Annotated in this window: 24 protein-coding genes and 4 pseudogenes; 18 read left to right on the forward strand and 10 right to left on the reverse strand. The window is 72.1% G+C overall.

Features of this window, described 5'->3' with window-relative positions:
• Window positions 1-287: 287 nt before the first annotated feature.
• Together ACIRYZ_RS18230 and ACIRYZ_RS18235 are read left to right on the forward strand one after the other, a co-directional pair.
• Window positions 288-887, forward strand: coding sequence for a hypothetical protein (locus ACIRYZ_RS18230; RefSeq protein WP_402945170.1), 600 nt, complete (start codon window positions 288-290; stop codon window positions 885-887).
• A gap of 18 nt (window positions 888-905) precedes the next feature.
• A pseudogene (locus ACIRYZ_RS18235) lies at window positions 906-1,199 on the forward strand (uracil-DNA glycosylase); the annotation flags it as partial.
• 63 nt (window positions 1,200-1,262) lie between these two features.
• On the opposite strand, the gene ACIRYZ_RS18240 reads toward ACIRYZ_RS18235, so the two are convergent.
• From ACIRYZ_RS18240 to ACIRYZ_RS18250, 3 genes are all read right to left on the reverse strand, one after another.
• On the reverse strand, window positions 1,263-1,670 hold the full coding sequence (locus ACIRYZ_RS18240; RefSeq protein ID WP_402945173.1) for a hypothetical protein: 408 nt from the start codon (window positions 1,668-1,670) through the stop codon (window positions 1,263-1,265).
• 77 nt (window positions 1,671-1,747) lie between these two features.
• Window positions 1,748-2,293, reverse strand: coding sequence for a hypothetical protein (locus ACIRYZ_RS18245; RefSeq protein ID WP_402945176.1), 546 nt, complete (start codon window positions 2,291-2,293; stop codon window positions 1,748-1,750).
• 11 nt (window positions 2,294-2,304) lie between these two features.
• The gene (locus tag ACIRYZ_RS18250; protein ID WP_402945178.1) at window positions 2,305-2,634 is read right to left on the reverse strand and encodes a hypothetical protein; all 330 of its coding nucleotides are present in this window, start codon (window positions 2,632-2,634) and stop codon (window positions 2,305-2,307) included.
• Between the two features lie 368 nt (window positions 2,635-3,002).
• On the opposite strand from ACIRYZ_RS18250, the pseudogene ACIRYZ_RS18255 reads away from it, so the two are divergent.
• The 6 genes and pseudogenes from ACIRYZ_RS18255 to ACIRYZ_RS18280 all read left to right on the forward strand — a co-directional run.
• A pseudogene (locus tag ACIRYZ_RS18255) lies at window positions 3,003-3,470 on the forward strand (uracil-DNA glycosylase); the annotation flags it as partial.
• A gap of 143 nt (window positions 3,471-3,613) precedes the next feature.
• Entirely contained in the window at window positions 3,614-4,582 is a 969-nt protein-coding gene (locus ACIRYZ_RS18260) for an SCO1860 family LAETG-anchored protein (RefSeq protein ID WP_402945180.1), read from the forward strand.
• Window positions 4,583-4,791: 209 nt separating this feature from the next.
• Window positions 4,792-5,814, forward strand: a complete 1,023-nt coding sequence (gene glnII, locus ACIRYZ_RS18265) for a glutamine synthetase GlnII (RefSeq protein WP_393034773.1) — start codon at window positions 4,792-4,794, stop codon at window positions 5,812-5,814.
• 297 nt (window positions 5,815-6,111) lie between these two features.
• Window positions 6,112-6,567 (forward strand): cupin domain-containing protein, encoded by a 456-nt coding sequence (locus ACIRYZ_RS18270; protein WP_402945183.1) that lies wholly within the window; start codon window positions 6,112-6,114, stop codon window positions 6,565-6,567.
• A 60-nt stretch (window positions 6,568-6,627) separates the two neighbouring features.
• Window positions 6,628-7,164: a hypothetical protein gene (locus tag ACIRYZ_RS18275; protein WP_402945186.1), complete on the forward strand. Its 537-nt coding sequence runs from the start codon at window positions 6,628-6,630 to the stop codon at window positions 7,162-7,164.
• Window positions 7,158-7,961, forward strand: coding sequence for an MOSC domain-containing protein (locus tag ACIRYZ_RS18280; protein WP_402945189.1), 804 nt, complete (start codon window positions 7,158-7,160; stop codon window positions 7,959-7,961). Before ACIRYZ_RS18275 ends, ACIRYZ_RS18280 begins: the two co-directional genes overlap by 7 nt.
• Here ACIRYZ_RS18280 and cobC read toward each other — a convergent pair.
• Together cobC and ACIRYZ_RS18290 are read right to left on the reverse strand one after the other, a co-directional pair.
• The gene (cobC, locus tag ACIRYZ_RS18285; RefSeq protein WP_402945192.1) at window positions 7,948-8,994 is read right to left on the reverse strand and encodes an Rv2231c family pyridoxal phosphate-dependent protein CobC; all 1,047 of its coding nucleotides are present in this window, start codon (window positions 8,992-8,994) and stop codon (window positions 7,948-7,950) included. The genes ACIRYZ_RS18280 and cobC overlap by 14 nt on opposite strands.
• The gene (locus ACIRYZ_RS18290) at window positions 8,991-10,361 is read right to left on the reverse strand and encodes a cobalamin biosynthesis protein (RefSeq protein ID WP_402945195.1); all 1,371 of its coding nucleotides are present in this window, start codon (window positions 10,359-10,361) and stop codon (window positions 8,991-8,993) included. The genes cobC and ACIRYZ_RS18290 overlap by 4 nt, the downstream gene beginning before the upstream one ends.
• Before the next feature lie 237 nt (window positions 10,362-10,598).
• On the opposite strand from ACIRYZ_RS18290, the gene ACIRYZ_RS18295 reads away from it, so the two are divergent.
• The 4 genes from ACIRYZ_RS18295 to ACIRYZ_RS18310 all read left to right on the forward strand — a co-directional run bounded on the left by ACIRYZ_RS18295 (window position 10,599) and on the right by ACIRYZ_RS18310 (window position 14,879).
• Window positions 10,599-11,534 carry an alkaline phosphatase family protein gene (locus ACIRYZ_RS18295; protein ID WP_402945198.1) on the forward strand — a complete coding sequence of 312 codons (936 nt, stop codon included), beginning with the start codon at window positions 10,599-10,601 and terminating at the stop codon, window positions 11,532-11,534.
• Window positions 11,535-11,539: 5 nt separating this feature from the next.
• Window positions 11,540-12,859, forward strand: a complete 1,320-nt coding sequence (locus ACIRYZ_RS18300) for an MFS transporter (protein ID WP_402945201.1) — start codon at window positions 11,540-11,542, stop codon at window positions 12,857-12,859.
• A gap of 19 nt (window positions 12,860-12,878) precedes the next feature.
• Window positions 12,879-13,904 carry a TolB family protein gene (locus ACIRYZ_RS18305; protein WP_402945261.1) on the forward strand — a complete coding sequence of 342 codons (1,026 nt, stop codon included), beginning with the start codon at window positions 12,879-12,881 and terminating at the stop codon, window positions 13,902-13,904.
• Window positions 13,905-13,997: 93 nt separating this feature from the next.
• Window positions 13,998-14,879 carry a hypothetical protein gene (locus tag ACIRYZ_RS18310; protein WP_402945203.1) on the forward strand — a complete coding sequence of 294 codons (882 nt, stop codon included), beginning with the start codon at window positions 13,998-14,000 and terminating at the stop codon, window positions 14,877-14,879.
• Window positions 14,880-14,957: 78 nt separating this feature from the next.
• Here the strand turns inward: ACIRYZ_RS18310 and ACIRYZ_RS18315 are convergent, their stop codons facing one another.
• On the reverse strand, window positions 14,958-15,893 hold the full coding sequence (locus ACIRYZ_RS18315) for an EamA family transporter (RefSeq protein WP_402945206.1): 936 nt from the start codon (window positions 15,891-15,893) through the stop codon (window positions 14,958-14,960).
• A 128-nt stretch (window positions 15,894-16,021) separates the two neighbouring features.
• On the opposite strand from ACIRYZ_RS18315, the gene ACIRYZ_RS18320 reads away from it, so the two are divergent.
• On the forward strand, window positions 16,022-16,546 hold the full coding sequence (locus ACIRYZ_RS18320; protein ID WP_402945209.1) for a MarR family winged helix-turn-helix transcriptional regulator: 525 nt from the start codon (window positions 16,022-16,024) through the stop codon (window positions 16,544-16,546).
• Here ACIRYZ_RS18320 and ACIRYZ_RS18325 read toward each other — a convergent pair.
• A pseudogene (locus ACIRYZ_RS18325) lies at window positions 16,526-18,155 on the reverse strand (IS200/IS605 family accessory protein TnpB-related protein). The gene ACIRYZ_RS18320 and the pseudogene ACIRYZ_RS18325 overlap by 21 nt on opposite strands.
• 241 nt (window positions 18,156-18,396) lie before the next feature.
• Between ACIRYZ_RS18325 and ACIRYZ_RS18330 the strand changes: the two are divergent.
• Window positions 18,397-19,953 (forward strand): SMI1/KNR4 family protein, encoded by a 1,557-nt coding sequence (locus ACIRYZ_RS18330; protein ID WP_402945212.1) that lies wholly within the window; start codon window positions 18,397-18,399, stop codon window positions 19,951-19,953.
• On the opposite strand, the gene ACIRYZ_RS18335 is transcribed toward ACIRYZ_RS18330, so the two are convergent.
• Both ACIRYZ_RS18335 and ACIRYZ_RS18340 read right to left on the reverse strand, forming a co-directional pair.
• On the reverse strand, window positions 19,946-20,152 hold the full coding sequence (locus tag ACIRYZ_RS18335; protein ID WP_402945215.1) for a DUF397 domain-containing protein: 207 nt from the start codon (window positions 20,150-20,152) through the stop codon (window positions 19,946-19,948). The two genes, ACIRYZ_RS18330 and ACIRYZ_RS18335, sit on opposite strands and share 8 nt — an antisense overlap.
• Complete coding sequence (locus ACIRYZ_RS18340; protein WP_402945218.1) at window positions 20,149-20,979, reverse strand: helix-turn-helix domain-containing protein; 831 nt, start codon at window positions 20,977-20,979, stop codon at window positions 20,149-20,151. Before ACIRYZ_RS18340 ends, ACIRYZ_RS18335 begins: the two co-directional genes overlap by 4 nt.
• A gap of 126 nt (window positions 20,980-21,105) precedes the next feature.
• Here ACIRYZ_RS18340 and ACIRYZ_RS18345 point away from each other — a divergent pair, with 126 nt between their 5' ends.
• The 4 genes and pseudogenes from ACIRYZ_RS18345 to ACIRYZ_RS18360 all read left to right on the forward strand — a co-directional run.
• The gene (locus ACIRYZ_RS18345; protein WP_402945221.1) at window positions 21,106-21,306 is read left to right on the forward strand and encodes a hypothetical protein; all 201 of its coding nucleotides are present in this window, start codon (window positions 21,106-21,108) and stop codon (window positions 21,304-21,306) included.
• A gap of 16 nt (window positions 21,307-21,322) precedes the next feature.
• A complete protein-coding gene (locus tag ACIRYZ_RS18350; RefSeq protein WP_402945224.1) occupies window positions 21,323-21,763 on the forward strand; it encodes an NUDIX domain-containing protein in 441 nt (146 codons plus the stop codon).
• 78 nt (window positions 21,764-21,841) lie between these two features.
• Complete coding sequence (locus ACIRYZ_RS18355) at window positions 21,842-22,294, forward strand: hypothetical protein (RefSeq protein ID WP_402945226.1); 453 nt, start codon at window positions 21,842-21,844, stop codon at window positions 22,292-22,294.
• Window positions 22,295-22,362: 68 nt separating this feature from the next.
• Window positions 22,363-23,210 (forward strand): annotated as a pseudogene (locus tag ACIRYZ_RS18360) (RNA-guided endonuclease InsQ/TnpB family protein); the annotation flags it as partial.
• Window positions 23,211-23,246: 36 nt separating this feature from the next.
• Here ACIRYZ_RS18360 and ACIRYZ_RS18365 read toward each other — a convergent pair.
• The coding region (locus ACIRYZ_RS18365) for a transposase (RefSeq protein WP_402945229.1) at window positions 23,247-23,459 on the reverse strand (213 nt) is incomplete at its 5' end.

Genomic DNA, 23,459 nt, shown 5'->3' on the forward strand with positions numbered 1-23,459 from the left:
CCTACCGGGCGCCGTCGTCGCTGCCCTTACCGATCCCTCCCCGTCCGGGCCGCAGCCCTCCGCTGCACAGCCTGCCCGGTTCCACCGCAGCCCCCGACTGCCTCGCAACCCGGTTCCCCGCGCCCGTAGGCGCATCGAGGCGCTTGCCCGCGACAACGACCCGGAGCGGTCCGGCCTTCGTCACAGGAGCGCAACGGGGCGATCTGCGCCGGTACTTGTTGCGTGGAGACAACTGACCGGCCGTGACGGCCGGCCGAAATCGCTCACCGTTCCCGGGGGGTATCGCCATGAAGGCCAACCGTCTTGCCGCAGCCGCTGTGGCTACCGCGTTCGTCGCTCTCGCTCTGACCGCTTGCGGCCCGGACCAGATCAACGCTGCCGGCGGCTCCCCGACGGCCGGCGCCGCGGCCTCCAACGGCGGCAGCCCCCGGCCGGTCCCCGCCGAGAGCGCCACGTCGCGCCCGCTGCCGTCGCACACTGCCACCGCCGCCACCCGCGCCACGCCCACCGGCACGCCGGGCTCCTCCCGGCCGGCCGAGGTGCCCGTGCTCGGTGCGTCGTGGGTACCAGGCCAGAAGGGATACGGTCAGGCGCGGCCCGCCACGGTCTTCAACGGCGGCGACCCGACCGGCCTGGTGGAGCACCTGGCCTGGTCGTCCTGGGGCGGCCCGTCGGCCACCGGCACCGGCACTGCCGAATACGTCGGCCCCGGGCAGAGCGTGGCCACCGGGATCCCGGCGCAGGCCGACATCGTCGCGTTCGACCTCGGGACCTGTAACGGCCACACGGCGTACCGGGCGATCGAGTGGTACTTCCCCGCGCACGGCCAGCACTTCGACGCCACCCGCTACCTTGACGCCTGCACCGGCGAGGACCACGGCATGTAGCCCATGCTGTGCTTGGCCGTGCTGCTGCTCTACCGCGCCCTGACCACCTCGCCCGGCAAGCCGGCGGTGCACCGTGGCAAGGGGTGGGAGGAGGTCACCGAGCAGGCGATCCGCGCCCTGGTGGCGCGCGGCACCCCGCTGGTGGCGATCCTGTGGGGGCGCGACGCCCGCAACCCGCGGCCGCTGCTCGGCCCGGTACCGGCGGTGGAGTCGGCGCACCCGAGTCCGATGTCGGCCGACCGCGGCTTCTTCGGCTCCCGACCCTTCAGCCGGGCCAACGACCTGCAGTATCACTGCCACGTCCCGCCATGATGTCCCTCTCCCCTCGGTGCGGCCACCGGAGCAGTGGAGTGCCCCGGCCGAGCGGCCCGTCGGTCAGCGGCGCCGGACCCAGGCGACCGCTTTCGCCGAGCCGAACCCCCCGATGACCACTGCCGAGACCACCATGCCGACCAGGCCCGGCACCGCCCCGCCGACCAGCACGAGGAGCACGCCGCCCAGAACGTTCAGCACCTCCAACGCGATCACGGTGCGCCGCGCCCAGTCCTGGCGGGCCGCCGCACCCAGCGCGCAGGCCGCCAGGAGCAGCGCGGTCCCCAGCGTCACCCACGCGGCCGTGACGAGCAGGCCGCTGTCGTCCGTGTAGCCGTTGGCGATGTCGTTCCGGTTCTCGCGGAACAGGACCATGGCGAAAACGAGGTTGACGGCCGCTTGGAGCCAGACCACCACCAGCGCGCCTTTGAGACCACCCGGCATCCGGTCGGTCGCGTACGACTGCACCATCTCCCCACCCCCTGCTCGGCTTTCCACCCCGTTGCGAGGTGGGTAGGCGGACACCGAAGCGGTGTCCGTGTTCCAGGTCACTCCTCCACGTCCTCGTCCTCGACGTCGCCCGGGTGCGCCGAGGCGGCCGTGAGCCGGTGGACTTGGGTCTGTTCATGGAGTGCCCCAGGCCACCACCAGGCACTCTCCTCGGGTGCCGGGCCCGCGACCGCTTCGCGCAGCCGGGCCTGGGTCATCGCCCCGAAGCCGCCCAGGGCGACTCGGCGGGCTTGGGAGGCGTCCGGCGGCAGATCGGTTCGCAGCTGTGCGAGGCAGGCGTGCCCCAGCGCGCTGATCGGATTGCGCCCGGAGTACCCCCGACGCCGACACATCAGGACCCACACCACCGGGGCGACCAGAAGGCAGCCCCCGAGGGCCAGCTGGGACTGGCCCGAGTTCGAATCCCCGCTCTCGGCCGCGATCATGCATGCGACTGGCACCTGCAGGAACAGGACGGCGGCGCACAGTCCGACGATCTGCCCTTTCCGAAACAGGGTGACCGCCAGCCGTGCGAGCGCCAGTTCGTCGAAGAGCAACTGGAAGATCAGCCGGGACCTGGCCACGCGCCGGCGTACCGACTCCACGCCCTCAGCCCCTACGGCCAGGACGGCACCCAGTACCGCTCCGTCCACCAGGCGCAGCGGCAGTCCGGACGCGATCTGCTCCGCCTCCTCCTCGACGGGCGCCGCAGGCGCGCGTCCTCGGCACGCAAATCGCCCCGCTCGACGAGGTCGGCGATCACGGCGTCCACCACGCGGCCCGGCCCGCCGGCGAGCATGCCCAGCAGTGCCGGGGTCAAGTCCGTCCCGTCGAGCGTCGCGCGGACCCGTTCGGCGCTGATGTGCCGCTCGGCGTGCGCCAAGCCCAACGGAACGGCGATCCCTCCGAGGATCACCATGCCGTAGAGCGCCCACAACCCGTCCACGGCCACTTCCCCTCACAGCACCGAGCAGTGCGTTAGCTCAGTTTAATGCACGAACTGCCTTCTTTTACAGTAGTCTTGATGGATCATCAGTGAACGGACGGCGACTCTGGTCGTACTTCTTCGCTCCAATGAGTGAAGAGTGCATGGGAGTTGTCCATGTGTCGGAGTTCCAGCGCAGTGTCGTAGCGCAGGTAGTCGATGGCATTGTCGATGCCCCTGCGCTGTTTCCTCCTCAGTCGGGCGGCCTTCCCCGGGGCTGTCGCGACCTGTTCGGCGCCGCCGCCGATGATGGTGCGGGCATGCGCCGAGTGCGCAGGCGGCTGACGCCGCCGGGCGGACCGTGGAGAGGATCTGACGTTGTATCCGATCCACCTTCTGGTCACGCCGTCGGGCTCAGCTTCTCGGTGGGGCCGGAGGTGCGGCCGATCCCGGCGAGCCTGATCAACATCTTCCAGGAGTACGGCAACGACCTCGGCCTGCCGCAGCCGTCCAACGGGGACCTCACCCCGTGGACCGACCAGGGCGTGCTGCTGCTCAACCGGGCGCTGACCACCGCGCCGCGCAAGCCGGCCGCGCACCGGGGCAAGGGCTGGGAGGAGGTCACCGAGCAGGCGATCCGGGCGCTGGCGGCGCGCGGCGGCCCGCTGGTGGCGATCCTGTGGGGGCGCGATGCCCGTAACCTGCGGCCGCTGCTGGGGGAGATCCCGGCGATCGAGTCGGCGCACCCGAGCCCGTACTCGGCGAACGGCGGCTTCTTCGGCTCCCGGCCGTTCAGCCGGGCGAACGAGCTGCTGGTGCGGCAGGGGGCGCAGCCGGTGGACTGGCGGCTGCCGTAGGGGAGTTGCCGCCGTAGCAGACCGTGGTCGGTGCGGAACGTCAAACTCACTCCTACGGGTGAAATGACGCTCCGTGTAGCTCATGTGACGGATGGTTCGAGAAGACTGGCGGCTCATCGTTTCAGCTGTGTGGGGGTACCGCCATGTCTTCTCGCCGAATCGCTTCCGCATCCGCCGCCGTGGTGGTGAGCACACTGCTCACCGCCGGGCCCGTCCAGGCCGCTCCGGCCCCGGCCGCCACGCCCTCCCCAGGGAAGGCGCGCGCCGTCACCGCCGAACTCGACCTGGACGTCAGCCTGTTGAACAAGGCGGTGGACGTCCCCGTGAACATCGCGCTCAACAAGGTGGAGACACCGGAGCAGAGGGACGGATCGGTGCTCACCGCCAAGGTGGACGGGGTCGACCAGACCGGCCCGGTCGAGCTGGTCAAGGCCGACATCGGCAAGTCCGTCACCCGCGCCGACGCCAAGGGCACCGCCGCCTCCGTCAAGCTGGTCAACGCCGACGTGCACGCCCCCGGCCTGCCCGCCACCGCGCTGCTCGGCCTGGAGGCGATGAGCGCCGAGGTGACCTGTCCGGTCGACGGGCAGCCGACCGCGAACGTGGTCGCGCCCGCCAAGCTGAGCGTGCTGGGCAAGCCCGTCACCGTCGGGCTGTACGGCCCGACCAGGGTCGACGTGCCGATGGTCGGCAGCGTGTCGGTGGAGCTCTCCAAGAAGACCACCACCACGAACACCGCCGCCGCCTCGGCGCTGGAGGTGCAGGTGGAGGTGAACCCGCTGAACCTGAACGTCGCCAAGGTCACCGGGAAGATCACCGTGGCCTCGGTGAGCTGCGAGAAGCCCACCGCGCCGTCGGCCACCCCCTCTGTCACGGACACCCCGAGTGTCGCGCCCACCAGCGCGCCCGCCGCCCAGCCGGTGGCCGACGCCACCACCTCGCGGGCCGCCGTGCCGCAGGCGGCGGTGGAGAAGCCGCAGAAGCTCGCCGCCACCGGCGGCAGCAGCGCCACCGGCCCGCTGGCCGCAGGGGCCGCCGCCCTGGTCGCGGGCGGGGCGGCCGCGCTCTGGGCCACCCGGCGCCGCCGGGCCTCGCACGCGCGTCGGCACTGAGGCCGGCACCGGGCCGGTGGGCACCGAGGCCTACGCCGGGCCCACCGGCACCCTTGAGGGCGGGAGTGCCGCACCCGGCACTCCCGCACCGTGACCGTGCCGACGCGGACGGTTGGTTCACATGCGCGTTACATGAGAGGAACAACCGGGAAACGGCGGCTTGCGACGCTACGCGGGCACCCACCACCCAGCATTGCGAGGGACACGTCGTGGCTATCAAGGCCGAGTACATCTGGATCGACGGCACCAAGCCGACCGCGAAGCTCCGTTCCAAGACTCGCGTCCTGCCCAACGCCGACAAGATCCCGACCTGGGGCTTCGACGGTTCCTCGACCAACCAGGCCGAGGGCCACGCCTCGGACCGCGTGCTGGAGCCGGTGAAGGTCGTCAAGGACCCGATCCGCGGCGGTGACAACATCCTCGTCCTCTGCGAGGTCCTGGAGACGAACGGCACCCCGCACGAGTCCAACACCCGCGCCCTGCTGCGTGAGGTCGAGGAGAAGTACACCGCGCAGGAGTCGATCTTCGGCATCGAGCAGGAGTACACCTTCTTCAAGGGCTCCCGCCCGCTCGGCTTCCCGGAGGGTGGCTTCCCGGCCCCGCAGGGCGGCTACTACTGCGGCGTCGGCGCCGAGGAGGTCTTCGGCCGCGAGATCGTCGAGCTGCACCTCGACCGCTGCATCGACGCCGGCCTGGCCATCTGCGGCATCAACGCCGAGGTCATGCCCGGCCAGTGGGAGTTCCAGATCGGCCCGGTCGACGCGCTGACCGTCTCGGACGACCTGTGGATCGCCCGCTACCTGCTGTACCGCACCGCCGAGGAGTTCGGCATCGACGCCACCCTGGACGCCAAGCCGGCCCGTGGCGACTGGAACGGCGCGGGTGCGCACACCAACTTCTCCACCAAGGCGATGCGCGAGGGCTACGACGCCATCATCACCGCCTGCGAGTCCCTCGGCGCCTCCCAGGAGAAGGTGCTGGAGCACGTCAACCAGTACGGTGACGACATCCAGTCCCGCCTGACCGGCAAGCACGAGACCGCCCCGTGGAACGTCTACAGCTACGGCGTCTCCGACCGCGGTGCCTCGGTCCGCATCCCGTGGCAGGTCGAGGTGGAGAAGAAGGGCTACATCGAGGACCGTCGCCCGAACGCCAACATCGACCCCTACGTCGTCACCCGCCTCCTGATCAACACCTGCTGCGAGGCTCTGGAGAAGGCCGGCCAGGTCTGATCCGCCGCTGAGGCCCCCACACCCGCAGACCCTCCCCCGTTTCGGGGGAGGGTCTGCGGGTGTTCCGTCAGCCCTCGGTCTCGCTCTCGACCTCGGCGAGGTGGGCGGCGCGGCCGGCGCGGCGTTGCGGCGATCTCCCCGGTCCGGTGACGAAGTCGGCCGTATCCCCGTGCTGCCGACACGAGTTGGTTCGGCTCGTGATCGCGGTCGGGGTGTCGCGGGGGACCGGCCCCGAGGATACTGATCGGGAGAGGGCGTTCCGTTGCCGGTGGCCGCCCGCGAGCCGTGGAGCCGACAGTGACCGACGCCTTCCACCCCGACCTTCCCCCGGCCGCCCGGGTGCACCACGTGCCGGCCGGGGCGCTGGACGCCGGCACCACCCAGAGTTCGGGGATGCGCCGGCTGGCGGCGATCAGCGGGCAGAGCGTCGGTGCCGAGCGGTTGTGGATGGGCCAGACGCACGTCGGGCCCGGGGTGTCCTCGGGCAATCACCATCACGGCGACTCGGAGTCGGCGATCTACGTGGTGAGCGGTCACCCCGAGTTCGTCTTCCTCGGTGAGAACGGCGAAGAGGAGCGCATCCGCACCTCCCCGGGCGACTACGTCTTCGTCCCGCCGAACATCCCCCACCGCGAGGAGAACCCGGACCCGGTCGAGGAGGCCGTGGTCGTGATCGCCCGCTCGACGCAGGAGGCGATCGTGGTGAACGTCCCGGACCTGTCCGTCCACCGGCCGCGGCGGCCGTCCGCGTAGCCAGGGCGCGGTAGGGCAAATCGCTGGTCAATCGGCGGTCGTCGCCGGACAATTCACGGCATGACCCAGCAGCCCCTGCTCCTGCTCGACGTGGACGGACCGCTCAATCCTTACGCCGCGCCGAAGACGCGCCGCCCCGAGGGCTACGGCACCCACCGGCTGCTGCCCGAGTCGTGGGTGGCGCGCCATGCGCCGCAGCCGAGGGGACAGGTGAAGCCGCTTCGGGTGTGGCTGAACCCGGCGCACGGGGCGGAGTTGCTGACGCTGCCGTACGAGCTGGTGTGGGCGACGACCTGGATGGACGAGGCGAACACCTTCATCGGGCCGCGCATCGGGCTGCCCGAACTCCCGTACATACCCTGGACGGAGGTGTTCCGGGAGGATCCGGACGGACTGCACTGGAAGACCAGGGAGCTGGTGGCCTGGGCGGCCGGGCGGCCGTTCGTCTGGCTGGACGACGAGCTCGGCCCGCAGGACATCGAGTGGATCGCGGCGAACCACCCGGCCCCGGCGCTGCCGCTGTGGGTCGACCCCCGGGCCGGCCTGCGGGAGCTGCACTTCGCGGCGCTGCGGGAGTGGGCGGAGGACGCGTGCTGATCGGCAGCGTCGAGCGGCTGCGCCGCTACCCGGTGAAGTCGCTGCTGGGGGAGGAGCTTTCGGCGGCAGAGGTGGACCGGCGGGGCCTGGCCGGGGACCGGGAGCGGGCGCTGCTCGACCTGGCGACCGGGCGGGTGGCGAGCGCCAAGCACCCGCGGCTGTGGGCGGGCCTGCTCCGGTACTCGGCGGCGGCCACGGCGGACGGCGGGGTGGCGATCACCGGCCCGGACGGGCGTGGCGCCGACGAGACGGAGCTGTCCGAGGCGTTCGGCCGCAAGCTCGCCCTGATCACCGAGCGCCCGCCCGGCGCGACGGTCGAGCGGGCCGTGCCGGAGGAGGTGCTCGCGCGCGGCATCGAGGCGGAAGTGTCGTTCACCGTCAACGAGTTGGGGCGGGCCGCGCCGGAGGGTGGCTTCTTCGACTTCGCCCCGCTGCACCTGATCACCAGCTCGACGCTGGCGGCCGTCGGCGCCGAGGCCGAACGCTACCGGCCGAACCTGGTGATCCGCACCGAGGGCGAGGGATTCGTCGAGAATGCCTGGGTGGGGCGGGAGTTGACGATCGGCCCGACGCTGCGGCTGCGGGTCGTGGTGCCCACCCCGCGCTGCGCCGTCCCGACCCTGCGGCACGGCCCGCTGCCCCGCCGCACCGAGGCGCTGCGGATTCCGGCCGAGCGGAACCGGCTGGTCCCGCTGGAGGGCATGCCGGAGCTGCCCTGCGCCGGGGTGTACGCCCAGGTGCTGGTGCCCGGCCGGATCGAGACCGGCGACGCCGTCAGGGTGATCAGGGTGAACTGAGCACCGTGGTCAGGGCGTTGAGGAAGCGGTCGGTGGTCTCCTCGTCCCGGACGGCGATCCGCAGCCAGTCCTGGCCGAGCCCGGGGAAGGTGTCCCCGCGTCGGACGGCGAAGCCGTGCCCGCGCAGCCGCTCGCGCACGGCCGCCGCGCCCGGCAGCCGGACCAGGACGAAGGAGGCGGCCGGTTCGCCGTGGATCCGCAGCGCCGGGAAGGCGGCCAGGCCCTTCACCAGGTGCGCGCGCCAGAGGGCCAGTTCGGCGGCCGCGCGCTCCGCCTCGGCGAGTGCCGCCGGGCCGCTGCAGATCTCGGCGGCGGCCAGGGCCGGGGTGGAGACCGGCCAGAGCGGCTGGGCGGCACCGAGGGCGGCGATCAGCGGCGCCGGTCCGAGCACGTAACCGATCCGCAGCCCGGCCAGGCCCCAGGTCTTGGTGAGGCTGCGCAGGACGACGACCTGGCCGGGCAGGTCCCGGACCGGGGCCAGGGACTCCCGCTCGCCCGGGACGGTGTCCATGAAGGCCTCGTCCACCACCAGGGTGCGCCCGGGGCGGGCGAGCGCGGCGACGGCCTCGGCGGGGTGCAGCACGGAGGTCGGGTTGGTCGGGTTGCCGAGGACGACCAGGTCCGCCTCCTCGGGGACGGCGGTGAGCCGGAAGCCGTCCTCGGCGGTGAGCAGTACCCGGTGCACCCGGTGCCCGGCGTCCCGCAGCGCCGCCTCGGGCTCGGTGAACTGCGGGTGCACCACGGCGATGTGGCGTGCCGTCAGCACGCGGGCGAGCAGCACGAAGGCCTCCGCCGCGCCCGAGGTGAGCAGCACCTCCCCGACCGGGCGCCCGTGCCGGGCGGCCACCGCGGCGCGGGCGGCGCTCTGGTCGGGGTAGGCGGCGAGGTCGCCGAGGGTGGCGGCCAGGTGCTCGCGCAGCCAGGCCGGGGGCGTGCCGGTGCGGACGTTGACCGCGAGGTCGACCAGGTCGCGCCCGTCGGCGCGCACCTCGGCGTCGCCGTGGTGGCGCAGGTCGGGTTCGTGGGCGGTCACGTGGAGGCTCCTTGCTGGTCAACGGGAAGGCCGGGCACCCGGCGGACGTCGTACGGGCCGGGCGGCACGGCGAGCCCGGCGCCGTCACCGAGCGCGACCAGCGCGACGGCGTGCCCGTGGGCGGCCAGCGCGACGGCCGCCCCGGTGTGGTCGACCACCTGTCCGGTGCCGTCCGTCGCGAGTCCGGCCCAGTCCAGTACCACTCCGCGGGCGTTGCGTACCGTCCCGGGCTCCGGCACCGCGACCTGCCGGGTCCCCGGCCGGAGCAGCCCGGCCACCGCCTCGACCGCCTCCGGCCTGCCCACCACCGCCGAGGCACGCCGCAGCTCCGTCAGGGCGCGCGGCACCAGCAGGTCGTGCGCCCCCGGCCCGAGGCCGACCAGCGCCAGCCGTCCGTGCACCGCGGCCCGGGCGATCGCGACCGTCGCCGTCGCCGACTTCCGCTTGGCGACCACGAGTTGACCACCGTTCGAGCTCGCCAGCGCCGCGGCCTCGGCCACACTCGCGGTGCCGACCGCCGTACCGACGACCTCGGAGGGGTTCGGCACCGTGAGCCGGGCCAGCTCATCGGCCGGGTGCTCGTCCACCGGCACGTTCAGGCAGCGCGCGGCCCAGCGCACCGCCGGATGGTCCGCTTTGCCGGCCACGGTGGCCAACCGGGCGATCGCCGAGCGGAGGTGGCCGGTCTCCGCCAGTACGGCCGTCAGCAGCCGCATCGCCTCGACCGGTTCGGTGCCACTGCCCGCGCCGATGCCGACGACCAGGGTGCGCGGGACCACCAGGAGGTCACTGTCGCCCGGGTCCTCCTGGTCGGTGATCCGCAACACCGGGGCGTCCTCGGGTGCCTCCGGCCGGATGTTCGGGGGCAGCGCGGGCAGCGGGTACGGCACGTCGGTGACCAGCCGCACCGGGCGGCCTTCCGCCGCCGCCCGCTCGGTGACGGCGGAGCCGGGCCGGTAGTACCGCACGGCGTGCGATGTCAGGACGTCGAGCGGGCCCTCAGGGCGCGGCGGGTAGCGGGTGAGCACGGGCTCGACACCGAGGACCGCCTGTACCTCCCGGGCCAGCTCCTCGCCCCGCTCCCCGCCGGCCAGCGGGACCACCCAACGCCGCTGCGAGTCCACGCAGAGCAGGTCCACCTCGCGGGGAAGCTTGACGAAGCCGCTGTTCAGCAGTGAGACGACATAGGGGACCGGCCCGAACACGACCACCTGCGGGTACCGGCCCACGGCGAAGGCCAGCGCGTCCGGCGGCTGGAAGCAGTTGCCGCGCGAGGCGTGGCGGAGCTCGCTGCTCTCCGGCCAGGCGGCGTGCAGTTCCTCGGCGAGCGGGCGGACCGGTGCGTCGAGTGAGATCAGTCCGATCATCTGCCGTGCCCCTTCGTCCCGACCCCGAGGTCCCGGGCCCCCGCGATCCCACCACGTGCGGCTGAAACGGGTCAATCGCGTCGTGTGTGAGATCCGACGCGGACTCCGTTGCTTCGTACGGGGACCGCGTCGCAGCTGTTCGTCTGTTCTTCACTTCTCTTGTGCGGTACACGACATGCCGCGATCCTACTGTTCTCGGCGCTCCCGCCCCGGAAGCCCCGACACACGGAGGACCCCATGGCCTTCGCACGACTCCGCACCCCCGGCGCCCCCACCGCCGGCCCGCGCCCCGCCCGCCGTCGCAAGCTCCGTCCGCTCACCGCCCTCGCCACCGGCCTCGGCCTGGTCGCCGGCTCGCTCGGCCTGTGGGCCGCGGGCGGCAGCGCGGCCGCCGACACCGCCGCCGGCCTGCCCTCGCCCGACCACGTGGTCGTCGTCATGCTGGAGAACCACGCGTACTCGCAGGTCATCGGCAGCTCGAACGCGCCGTACATCAACGGCACCCTGGCGGCCGGCGGCGCGAAGCTGACCCAGTCGTACGCGCTCACCCACCCCAGCCAGCCCAACTACTACATGCTGTTCTCCGGCAGTGCCCAGGGCATCGTCGACGACAGCTGCGTGGACGTCGGCGCGCTGCAGGAGCCGAACCTGGCCTCCGAGCTGCTCGCCGCCAACCAGACCTGGGCCAGCTACAACGAGGGCCTGCCCGCCCCCGGCGCCACCGACTGCAGCAGCGGCAACTACGCCCAGAAGCACAACCCGTGGTTCGGCTTCGGCAACGTGCCCACCTCCACCGCCTACGGCATGGACGCGTTCCCGACCGACTTCACCACCCTGCCCAAGGTCTCCTTCGTCATCCCGGACCTGTGCGACGACATGCACGACTGTTCGGTGGGCACCGGCGACTCCTGGCTGCAGACCAACCTCGACGCGTACGCCCAGTGGGCCAAGAGCAACAACAGCCTGCTGGTGGTGACATTCGACGAGGACAACCGACTGGCCGGCAACCGCATCCCGACCCTGGTCTACGGCGCCCACGTCGCCCCGGGCAGCTCCACCGCCACCACCTACAACCACTACGACGTGCTGCACACCCTGGAGGACCTGGCCGGGGTCAACGCCCACGCCGGCAACTCCGCCGGTGCCGCGGACATCGCGGGCATCTGGAACTGACGCCCGTGTACGTCGCGGACTCCCGCAGCTCCAAGGCCCCCGTCGCACCGGCCACCGGCCCGGTGCGGCGGGGCGCCGCCCTGCGCGCCGTGCCGGGGGCGGTCCTCGCCCTCGGCGCCGTCAGCATGGTCACCGACATCTCCTCCGAGATGGTCAGCGCCGTCCTGCCGCTCTACCTGCTCACCGGACTCGGCCTCTCCCCGCTCGGCTTCGGGCTGCTCGACGGCATCCAGAACGGCTTCAGCGCCCTCGTCCGCCTCGTCGGCGGCCACCTCGCCGACCGCCGCGGCCGCGACGGGGCCGCCCGCCACAAGGCCGTCGCGGCCGTCGGCTACGGGCTGTCCGCGCTGTGCCGGCCACTGCTGCTGTTCGTCCACACCGTGCCGCTGATCGGCGCCGTCATCGCCGTGGACCGCACCGGCAAAGGCCTGCGCACCGCGCCCCGGGACGCGATGATCTCGCTCGCCACCGAACCCGCCCACCGCGGACGGGCGTTCGGCGTGCACCGGGCGATGGACACGGCCGGCGCCCTGCTCGGCCCGCTCACCGCCTTCCTGGTGCTGCGCCTCGCGGGCGGCCCGCTGCTCGCCGACGGCGGCGAACGGCACGGCTACGACGCGGTGTTCACGGTCAGCTCCTGCGTCGCCGCGCTGGGCGTGCTGATCCTGCTGCTGTTCGTGCCGAACCGGCAGCAAGGTGACGCACCGTCAATGTCGGCCCCCTCGCTGCGGGACAGCCTCACCCTGCTGCGCCGGCCCGGGCTGCGCCGGCTCACCCTGTGCGCCGTACTGCTCGGGCTCACCACCGTCAGCGACTCCTTCCTCTACCTACTGATCCAGCGCCGACTCGGCCTGTCCGTCAATCTGTTCCCGCTGCTGCCGCTCGGCACCGCCGCCGCCTTCCTGCTGCTGGCCGTCCCGTTCGGCTCGCTCGCCGACCGGATCGGCCGCCGCCGGCTCTTCCTGCTCGGGCACGGGGTGCTGCTGCTCGCGTACGGGGTACTGCTGTCGCCGCTGCGCGGGCTGCCCGCGGTGATCTGCGTGCTGGTGCTGCACGGCTCCTTCTACGCCGCCACCGACGGGGTGCTCGCCGCCGCCGCGGCCGACACGGTGCCCGCCGAACAGCGCGGCGCCGGACTCGCCCTGGTCGGCACCGGGCAGGCGCTCGCCCGGTTCGCCTGCTCGCTGCTGTTCGGCGCGCTGTGGAGCCTGGTGGGCGGCGCGACCGCCCTGGCCTGGTCGGCCGGGGCGCTGGCGCTGTGCGTGGGCGGCGCCGCGGTGGTGCTGCGTACGTCCGAACCCGTTGCCGCCGAGGAGACCGCGTGAACGAGGAGAGCGAGTGAACCTGCAGAACCGCACCAGAGTGATCGTGCTGCTGGTCGCCGTCCTGGTGCTCGGCGCGGTCGGCACCGGAGCCGTGCTCTACGCGGCCGACCGCACCGCCGAGCGCGACCGCGCCCAGGCCGGCGGGCCGGTCGTCAACCCGGGGAAGGTGTCCCTGCAAGTGCCCGGAAGCGGACGTCAGTTGCTGTTCCGCAGCATGGCCTGGGGCCCGCACCGGGACGAGATCACCACCGTCCCCGCCGACCGGCCGGACGGCCCGCGCACCGCCTCCGGCGTCCAGTGCCTGCGCTTCCACGCCGCCGCCGGCACCGGCATCTGCCTGCAGGCCCAGCACGGCGCGCTGGAGGACACCTACCGCGCCGTCGTCCTGGACGACCACCTGCACGAGCTGCGCTCCTTCCCCGCCGCCGGGATCCCCACCCGCTCCAGGGTCTCGCCGTCCGGGCACCTCGTCGCCTGGACGGTCTTCGTCAGCGGCGACTCCTATGCGGGCACCAACTTCTCCACCCGCAGCTCGATCGTGGACGTGCGGGACTGGAACCTGCGGGAGAACCTGGAGGACTTCACCGTCATCAAGGACGGCCACCCCTACCAGGCGCACGACATCAACATCTGGGGCGTCACCTTCGCGGACGACAACACCTTCTACGCCACCGTGGCGACCGGCGGGCAGACCCACCTCGCCCGCGGCGACCTCGCCGCCCGCACCCTCACCACCCTGCACGACAACGTCGAGTGCCCCTCGCTCTCCCCGGACGGCACCCGCATCGCGTACAAGAAGCGCGTCCCCGGCCTGCCCGCCGACTCCCCGTGGCGGCTCTACGTCCTCGACCTGGGCACGATGACCGAGACCGCCACCGCCGAGCAGCGCAACATCGACGACCAGGCGCTCTGGTCCGACAACGGCACCCTGCTCTACGCACTGCCCGGGGACTACGGCGCCGATTTGTGGACCGTCCCGGCGGACGGCTCCGGCAGCGCCCGGCTGGTCACCAAGGCCGCGGTCGCCCCCGCCTACCTGGGCTGAGGAACTCTGGGCTACGGTCCCACGTCGAGCAGAGTGTGACGTCCTGATCGGGTGTTCCGATCGGACGTCCTGATCGAGGGGGAGCGAGAAAGCGTGGACGGCATCCCACCCGAGCGGATGGTGACCGACTCCTGGCCCGCCCTGCACGGCCGCCCGGTCCTGCGGCGGACCGTCGCCGTCGGACTGGTGCTCGGCGTGTCCGTCGCCGCCGCCCTCGTGGTGCGCGGCGTCAACGCGCTCACCGTCGGGCAGGTCGGCCGGGAGACCGACCGCGACCGTGCCGAGCGCCTGGCCGGCCTCCACCCCTCCCAGCACCCGGGCGTGGGGCGGTACTACGTGCCGGTCAGCACGGTCTACACCCGGACGTCGGACGGCGCGCCGGTCGCGTACCTGCACTACCGGCTCGGGGGCGGCAAGGACCCGGGGCTGGGCGACTTCCTGCGGGCGTACGACCTCCCGGCGCCCGGGCCGGCCGCTCCGCTGCCGCCGGACCTGGCGGCGGCGCTGGGCGGGGACGAGCCGGCGGAGGCGCCGGAGCTGCCGGAGGAGGAGCCTTCGGCGTCCCCTTCCGCGGCTCCGTCGGCGGTTGCGTCCCCGTCCCCGTCCGAGACCACCTCAGCCCCGGTCGCCATCGCGGTGCAGCCACCGGACGGCGGCTCCGCCGGCGCGAGTGCCGACGCCGACGCCGACGCGGACGACGCGTCCGACGAACCCTCCGAGCCCTCCACACCCTCCGCACCCTCTGAGCCCTCTGAACCCCCGGCCGAGCCGGACGCCAAGGCCGGGGCCGGGGAGGGCGGTCCGTCTCCGACCCCGGCCCCGCCGTCCACGCCCACCTGGACGGCTACCCCGACCCCCGGTTGGACCCCTTCCGCCGTCCCCGTCCACCCGGCCGGCGCCCGCCGGATCTACGTCGCCACCATCCCCGGCGGCCCGCCGGGCTCCGCCGACATCTACATCCGCGCCACCGGCTGAGCCGCTCCGCGCCCCACGCCTCAGGCCCGCCGGTCGCGCGACCGGCGGGCCTGATGGGGCGAGGGGGCGGGGGAGCCGTCAGCGGGCGGCTGCCGGCCGGGGTGTTGCCGCCTGGGCCGCGGGCGCCGACTCGGGCGCCGGGCCCGCCGTGGCGGCCCGGCGGGTCGGGGACTGGCCGACGAGCATCGCGCCGAGCGCCAGCAGCAGTCCGAGCAGCTGCCAGCCCGTCAGGGTCTGGCCGAGGACGACCAGGCCGCCGACCGTCGCCACCACCGGGTTGATCAGCCCCAGGAAGGAGGCCGGCCCGGCGCCCAGGCGCTCGATGCCGCGGAACCACAGCACGTACCCGAGCGCGGTGCTGAACAGCCCCAGGTAGGCGAAGCCCGCCAGGTTGGAGGCGCTCAGGGCCGGCGGCGCGCCCTCGACCAGTGCCGCGAGCGGGACCAGGAAGGCCGAGCCGGCGAGGAGCTGCCAGGCGGTGAGGTCGACCATGGTGGCGCCCTCCGGGCGGCCCCAGCGCCGGGTGAGGACGGTACCCATGGCCATCAGTGCGATACCCGCGACCATCGCGGCGATCCCGAGGCCGTCCAGCTTCGCCCCGCTCTTGAGCACCAGCAGCGCCACCCCGCCGACCCCGGCCAGGCCGGCGAGCAGCGCCCGGCGCCCGGGCCGTACCCGGAGCACGCCGATCGAGAACCCGGCGACCAGCAGTGGCTGGATCGCCCCGATGGTGGCCGCGACCCCGCCGGGCAGCCGGTACGCGCCGACGAACATCAGCGGGAAGAACAGCCCGATGTTGAGCATCCCGAGCACCGCCGCGCGCCCCCACCAGCGCCCCTTGGGCAGTTTGCGGCCGATCAGCAGCAGGAGCAGCCCGGCCGGCAGCGCCCGTAGGGCGGCGAGCAGCAGTGGGCGGCCCTCGGGGAGCAGCTGGGTGGTGACCAGGTAGGTGGTGCCCCAGGCGGCCGGGGCGAGTGCGGCGGTGGCGGCGATCGTGGCGCGCTTGCGGTCCATGGCGTCCCCCTCAACGTTGACTATCTGAACGTTGAGATATTTCTACGCCCGGAGATCGGCGAACGTCAAGTATGTGAATGTTAAGATATATGCGACGACAGCGACCGACCGTAGAGAGGCGGAGCACCATGCAGCAGCGCGACACCGTCGACGACATCGCCGAGCAGTGGAGGAGGGTTCACCCCGGGCTGGACCTGGAGGCCATGGCCCTGATCGGCCGACTCCGGAGGCTGAACGTCCGGGTCGACAACGCCCTGCGCGAGTACTTCGCCAGCTGCGGCCTGGACTCCTCCGAGTTCGACGTCCTGGCCACCCTCCGCCGCTCCGGCGAGCCCTACGAGCTCAACGCCCGCGCCCTGCTGAAGTCCGCCATGGTCACCTCCGGCGCCATCACCAACCGCGTCGACAAGCTCTCCGCCAAGGGCCTGGTCGAACGCAAGCCCTGCCCGGGCGACCGCCGCGCCGTCCTGGTCCGCCTCACCCCGGCCGGCAAGGAGCTCATCGACGCCACCCTGCCCGGCCACCTCCGGAACGAGGAACGCATCCTCACCGCCCTCGACGCCGACGAGCGCGCCCAGCTCGACACCCTGCTGCGCAAGCTCCTCGTCGCCCACGGCGACACCGAACCGTTCCTAATCAGTGAGCAGGAGTGAGTCTTGGACCCAAACCTGTGCACTGCGGACATCCCGAACGGTTTTGGATGTCCTGGTTGCCCGCGTTCGCGCCGCGTCCAGCTCCGACGGATCGTGTCCGTGGTCCGGGTACGCGGGGGCGGGTTCCCTCACGTCCCCGGTCGCCGGGTCGGGCCTGGGCGGTCCGATGCCCGCGACGATCACTCCGGTCGTCGCGGGGCGGTGCCGTCCGTCGCCTGATCCGGTGACCGAGGGCGCGTCGTCCGATCGCCACGCCTGCCGCCTGGTGGCGGGTGACGGGGCGACGATCAGTGGAGAGGGGCTTCTGCCAGTGCTCGGCCCCCCACCTGCTGGTGTAGGCGGGATCGACGGCGATCACGCCGATACCGGCCTCCGCGCACATGGACAGCAGGCGTGCGCGGAGTCTGCCGGTGGGGATGCCCGAGATGAGCTGCCGGAACCGCTTCCTGCGGCCGTGCTTCTCCCGGGTCCTGGAGTCGGTGAAGTCGAGGTCTTCGATCGCGATGGCCTGCACGCCGGTGGCCTTGGCCCAGTGCAGGAGGCGGGTGAGGGCGTGGCGGAGTTGGGCGTCGCGGTGGGTGGCGGGGCCGGTGAGCCGGTAGTCGAAGCGGCGCGGCGTACCCATCGGGTTGCCGTGCTCGTCCAGCCGCCAGGCGGCGAGGTGGTCGGCGTTCATGTCCACGCCGATCACGCCCCCGGCGCGCAGGACATCCAGCGCGATGACCGGCAGGTCTTTGCGGGTCCAGGAGGCGTCGAGGTACCAGCGGCCCTTGGCCGGGTCGAGGTGGATGCGGTAGGCAACGGCCCGGTTCGCTTCGATCCGGTCGCGCCACTCCTCGCCCCGGTGCGGAAACGACACCGTCGCGGCCAGGACGTACCGGCCATAAGGTGCGTTGGCGAGATGCGTCAGCGGTGTCGGCAGCTTGAGGCTGACCTCACCGCCCGGGGTGACCCGGATCGTCTCGTTCCCGTAGCGCTTACCGGACTCGCCGTCCGCGGCGAGGAACCAGCGGGCCGCCTGCCACTGGGCGCGCCACTGCCCGACGCTCTTCCCGGCAGCCTGGAGGTTGTGCCGCTGGTTGAGCAGCTTCCGGCCGCCGCGCACCACCGACACCCGACCGGCCTCGTGGTCGGCCTTCACCCGCCCGTACTCGCGTTCCAGGTGCGCCAGACGCCGCGACTTGGCGTGCCACTCCCCGCGCGACCGGTACCCTCCGGGCTGCCGTTTGGTGCCCTTGGCTCCGATCGGCAGCGCGAGGCGGCGGCGGATCACGGCGATCCCCGCGGCAAGCCCGTGCAGGTGCTGCCCCTGCGCGCGGCGCGACAGGCCCCACTGGTCATGCGTGGCCTTCGTGACGGACCCGGCCCAGCGCGACGACGACTGCGGAGTGAGGCCCCGCTTACGAACCGCCCACGTGTGGGTGGAGTGCTCCAGGCCGTCGGCGACGCGCCGGGCCAGATCCCGCGAGGCGAGCGAACCCAGGTGTCCGCCGACCAGGCGCAGCACCGCGTCGTCCTCGGCGGTCAGGCCCTTGAGCCGGTCCCGTATGCACACACCCGATGCGGCCTCGGCGACGAACGGCCGGGCGATCTGCCGCAACACCGCCAACCCCGACCCCCGCCCTCGCAAAACCCTTCGACCACGCACATGCTGGCACACCCAGTACCATCAACGGCCCGGAACAGGCGAAGCGAAACCTTCTCGACAACACGTCAGCAGAAGCCGACAAAGTCACTCATGAACACCAAAGCTCACTCAACAACACTCAGCCGCCAACGGTTCACCACCCCTCCTCGACTGAGCCGCTGTCATGCTGTCCCGGCAGCATCGGATGCAAGGGGGCAGGGCAGTGATCGAGCAGGCGGCACGACGGATCGCCGAAGGCATCGTGGCCAAGGCGCCCGAGGGCTGGACGGAAGCCGTGCTCTCCAGCCAGGTCGACCGGAGGAGCGCCTCGCTCGCCGGCCGCATCACCGTCCCCGGTGCGACCGGCCATTGCCCGCCCCCGGACGCCTCGTTCGAGGACCTGCGCCGGCTGGGCGACGCCGTGCGGCAGTTGCGCGGCTGGGACGGTACTGCCCTGGAGCTGCGCTGCCGCCGTTCCGGGGAACATGAGCTGCTCGCGTTCGAGGACTCGGTCAGCCGACTGAACGGCGTCCGGGGCGGCTTCCATGCCGTCCTGGACGGTGACTACCGGCTGCCCCAGCCCGGCGCCGACCAGGAGGCGGGCGCGGCGGCACCGGTCGGTGACCCCGCTCTGGCCGGGGCGCGCTTCCGTACGTACCTGGAACGCCGCGCCGAGATCCGCAGCCGCCCGGACCAACTGCCGCCGCCCGCCCCCGAGTCCGCGATCGAGGAGGCCGAACGCCGCATCGGCCATCGCCTGCCCGCCGACCTGCGGGCGCTCTACCGGATCGCCGACGGCGACGCCGTCGGCCACGACCCCTGCCACCTGATCGGGACGTACGGCTGGCTGTCGCTGGAGAGCATGGTCGCCGTCCGCGAACGCCTGCGCACGCCCTTCTGGTACGGCTGGGAACTCGGCTGGGATTGGGTCGTCTTCGATGCCGACCCGCCGAACACGGTGCGCCGCTGCGGCGGACACCCGGCCTGGCTGCCCTTCGCCACCGGCGAGGACGGCAACTACCTGGCCGTCGACCTCGCCCCGGCCCGCGACGGCCGCCCCGGCCAGGTCATCCGGATCGGCGCCGACTACCGCGATGGTCCGCAGTACGTCGCGGAGTCGGTGACGGCCCTGATCGGCCGGTACCTGGAGCAGCTGGAGTCCACCTCGTACGAGTACGACGTCGAAGAAGGCTGGATCGAGCTGGACGACACGGAGGAGTGGGCCGGCCAGCGGCAGTTCATCGGCGAGATCCCGGACCCGGTCTCGCCCACCCTCCAAGCGCTGTACCTCCACGACCTGGCCGGGGTGGTGGACCTGTCGCCGCTGACTGCCGCGACCCAGCTGCGGCGCCTGTACGTGGGTCGCTCGGCGGTGGCGGACCTGTCGCCGCTGCGCGGGCTGCCCGTGGAGTCCCTGCGGGTCCCCCTGGAGGGCGGTGACCTCTCACCGCTGGAAGGCCACCCGACGCTCAGGTCGCTGGAGTTGGCGACGGTTGCGTCGGTCGACCTGGCGGTACTGCGAACACTGCCGAACCTGCACGGCCTCGACGTCGCCGACGCGACGGTCGGCGACCTGACCGTGCTGGCCGACCTCCCAGGGCTGCGCTACCTCGCCCTGAACCGCCACCAGTGGACCGAACTGCTGGCTGCGGACAACGTCCCGTCCACCCTCGCCGCCGCCGGCCTCATGGACCCCGAGGCCACGATGAGCGAAGCACTCGCCTGGGCCGCCCGCCTCGGCCACGACACGAGTGGCGCGATACGCCTGCGGTTCAGCTGACGCCGAACTCGCTGTCGCGGATGGCGGCTAGGAAGGATTCCCAGGCGGGGACGGGGAAAACGAGTGCCGGGCCCTGAGGGTCCTTGGAGTCACGCACGGGGACGACGCCCGGGAAGCCGGGAGCGATCTCGACGCACTCGCCGCCGTTGTCGGAATACGACGACTTCACCCAGCGCGCGTCGGACAGCTCAGGGTTCATACGGCCAGTTCCTCTCGGGCTTTGCGAATCAGCGCTAGGGATGCTGCCCTGGGCAAGGCCTCCACCACCAGCTGATCGTACTGTCTCTCCCAGGCGGTGACTGTCTCGCGGGTTCGCTCCAAATGTCCGCGCGCGTACGATTCGGCGTACCCGACGACGGAGCCGTCCGGCAGGTCCAGCAGCGTCACCGGCAGCTTGAACGGAAGGTTCTCGCCCAGGTCGAACGGTGCCACCTGGATGGTGACGTTCGGCTGTGCGGCGAGTTCCACGATGTGGTCGAGCTGCTTGAGCATCACAGCCTTTCCGCCGACGCGGCGGACCAGGCAGCTCTCATCGATGACCACATGGAGAAGCGGTGGCTTCTTCTGTTGGAGGAGTCGCTGACGGTTGGCGATGAAGTCCACTCGCTCATCTGCTTCGGTTCGCGTGATCGCGCCGCGCTGGAAGGCCGAGTAGGCCAGCGCTTCGGCGTACTCCGGGACTTGGAGCAGTCCTGTGACGATGGTCAACGCCAGCGTGCGCAGTCGACGGCATCGGGCCTCGGCGTCGGCGAACTCGGCGAACCCCTCCAGCAGGCTGGCCTTCGCATACCGCCGCCAGAGCTCGTAGAACGTTCCCCCTGTTTCGAACACCTCATCGGCTTTAACAGCGAAGTTCCTTGTTGGAGGACGCATCGCTCGTTCGACGTACGAGACCATGGTGTTGGAGTACCCCATGCGCTTCGACAAGCCGACCTGGGACCAGCCCCTAGACCGTCGCAACCTGCGAAGTTCCTGGCCAAATCGAACGGCAGGGGATGCGGTCGGATCAACTTCCTGTTCGCTCATGGCAGCTGAGACCTTTCACAAGACGGAATGGTCAAGGTTGATGCTCTGGTCATCGTAGGTGCACCGGGGCCACCATGGCTACGTCGCGTGATGGATCGAGCGCGAAGAGCCATCTGTGGAGCTCCCATGCCCAACTCCTCCTACCAGCCCCAACTCGGCGAGCTCGTCCTCGACTTCGCCCGTAGGGGCGCCGACGGTCGCCCCGTCGAGGGCGTCTACATGGACATCCTCGGCACCCTCGCTTACCTCCGCCCCGAGCGCGGCGGCTGCGAGTGGACCACCCGGCCCGAGAACCTCCGCCCGCGCTCGCGCGACGCGGCGGCGTGACCGAACGGAGCGATCGATGTTCAATTCCCTGCGCCCGCGCCCCCGGAGTCACCACCAGGCGCTCGTCCTGAACGAGGCCAAACAGGTCCTGCTGATCGAAGCCGGCACCCGCCGATCCGTCCTCACCCTCCCCGGTGGCGCCGCCGGGCGCCGCGAACCGCCGCACCTCGCCGCCCGTCGGCACCTCGAAGCCTCGACCGGCCTCGTCCGCGCCCTCCACTGCCTGCTGATCGTGGACTTCGTCGGGGCCCGACCCTTCCAGTTCGTCCACTGGGGCGGCCAACTCGACCCCGACCAGGCTGCGGAAGTCGCCCGCCGCAGCTCGCTGCACTGGGTGGACGAGGACAGCCTCCCGGAGGTCGTCGCCCCCGACGACCTCCGCCGCATCTCCCACGCCCTCGCGTTCCTCGCCTGGCAGGCGATGCTCCCCGCCCTCGTGCACGGCATGCGGCCGTAGTGGTGCGGTAGTTCGCGTGACCACGACCTCCCCGGCCGCGTTAACCCGTCGGGACGCCGGATCCGAAGGAGAGGCCCGATGAAGCGCAAGACCCCCAGGGAGATCGCCGTCGACGACCAGCTGCGGGCGGCCGGCGCCGAGGGCGCCCGGTGGCTCGGCAGCGTCGGGTGGGGCCCGCCGGTGACGGTGCCGCTGCAGAACGCGGCCAAGTGGCAGCGGGAGACCCGGGCCCGGATGCTGGCGTCGCAGGAGGACGAGTCGTGCACTTGGTGCGACCACCTGTTGCACGGCGGTCCGCAGCCCGTCGTCGTGCACGCCGAGCACCCGACCCACCTGGTCTGCCGTGCCTGCTCCGTCGCCGCCCGCCCCCATCGCCCCTGCCTGGACTGCGGAAAGCCGGCCGACTCGCGCGCTCCGCTGGACGGCCGCGAGGATGTCTGCATGGGCTCGGTGGCGATCTACACCCGCCTCCGCTGCGCCGCCTGCTTCCGAGCCGACCCGCTCGGCGGCACCTTCGGCAGCGGCTCGTGACGTCCCGCTACCGGAATTAATCGCAGTGCGCCGGGCTTCGGCCCGGTGGTGAAGCGATTCTGAAGAAGATCACGCCAGGCGGGGACCTGTCGTTGGGAAGATCGGCGATGTGCGGGTGAAGTGGTCCCGCACGCTGCCGTCCACTCCCTCCACGGTGACCGTGGTCAAGGACAGCGCGGGCCGGTACTTCGCCTCGTTCGTCATCGAGACCGATCCGAACGCCGACCTCGGGCGCATGCCCGAGACGGACGGTCGGATCGGGATCGACCTCGGTCTGACCCACTTCGCGGTCCTGTCGGACGGCCGGAAGATCGACAGCCCGCGTTTCCTGCGCCGGGCCGAGAAGCGCCTCAAGAAGGCGCAGCGGTCCCTCTCTCGCAAGGAGAAGGGATCGAAGAACAGGGACAAGGCCCGCGTCAAGGTCGCCCGTGCTCACGCGCGGGTGGCCGACGCCCGGCGCGAGTTCCACCACCAGCTCTCAACGAAGATCATCCGCGAGAACCAAGCGGTTGCTGTTGAGGACCTGGCGGTCAAGGGACTCACCCGGACGAGGATGGCCAAGTCCGTGCACGACGCCGGATGGTCGGCATTCCTCACGATGCTGGAATACAAGGCCGCCCGATACGGGCGCATCTTCACCCGCATCGGCCGGTTCGAACCGACATCGCAGGTCTGCTCGAACTGCGGCGTCAAGGACGGCCCCAAGCCCCTCAACATCCGCCTCTGGCAGTGCCAGGCCTGCCGGGTGTGGTTGGACCGGGACATCAACGCCGCCGTCAACGTAGCCCAGGCCGCCGGACTGGCGGTGACAGCCTGTCGAGCGCAGGTCAGACCGGGACCTGTCCCGGCACAGCGCGAAGAAGCAGGAACCCACCGAGACGGTCAGGCGACCGTGGTAGGAATCCCGCGGCTTTAGGACTCCGTTGGGAAATTCGCAAACCGGGCTGGGTGATCAGGCTGCGAGGTCGAGTGCGGCGAGGTGCGAGATTCGTGTCTTGCCGAGTGGTGTGTCGGTGAGCCAGGCGTCGAGGCGGATGAGGTTGATCGCGGTGGCGGCGAGCACGTTGCCGAGGTGGGTCTTGGCCAGCCCGGTGTAGCGGGTGCGACGGATGCCGGTGCGGCGCACGGCTTGGGAGATGGTGCCCTCGACACCGGCCCGGACGTT

Origin of the sequence: Kitasatospora sp. NPDC101155 (genome assembly GCF_044768305.1) — a bacterium.
Taxonomy (GTDB): domain Bacteria; phylum Actinomycetota; class Actinomycetes; order Streptomycetales; family Streptomycetaceae; genus Kitasatospora.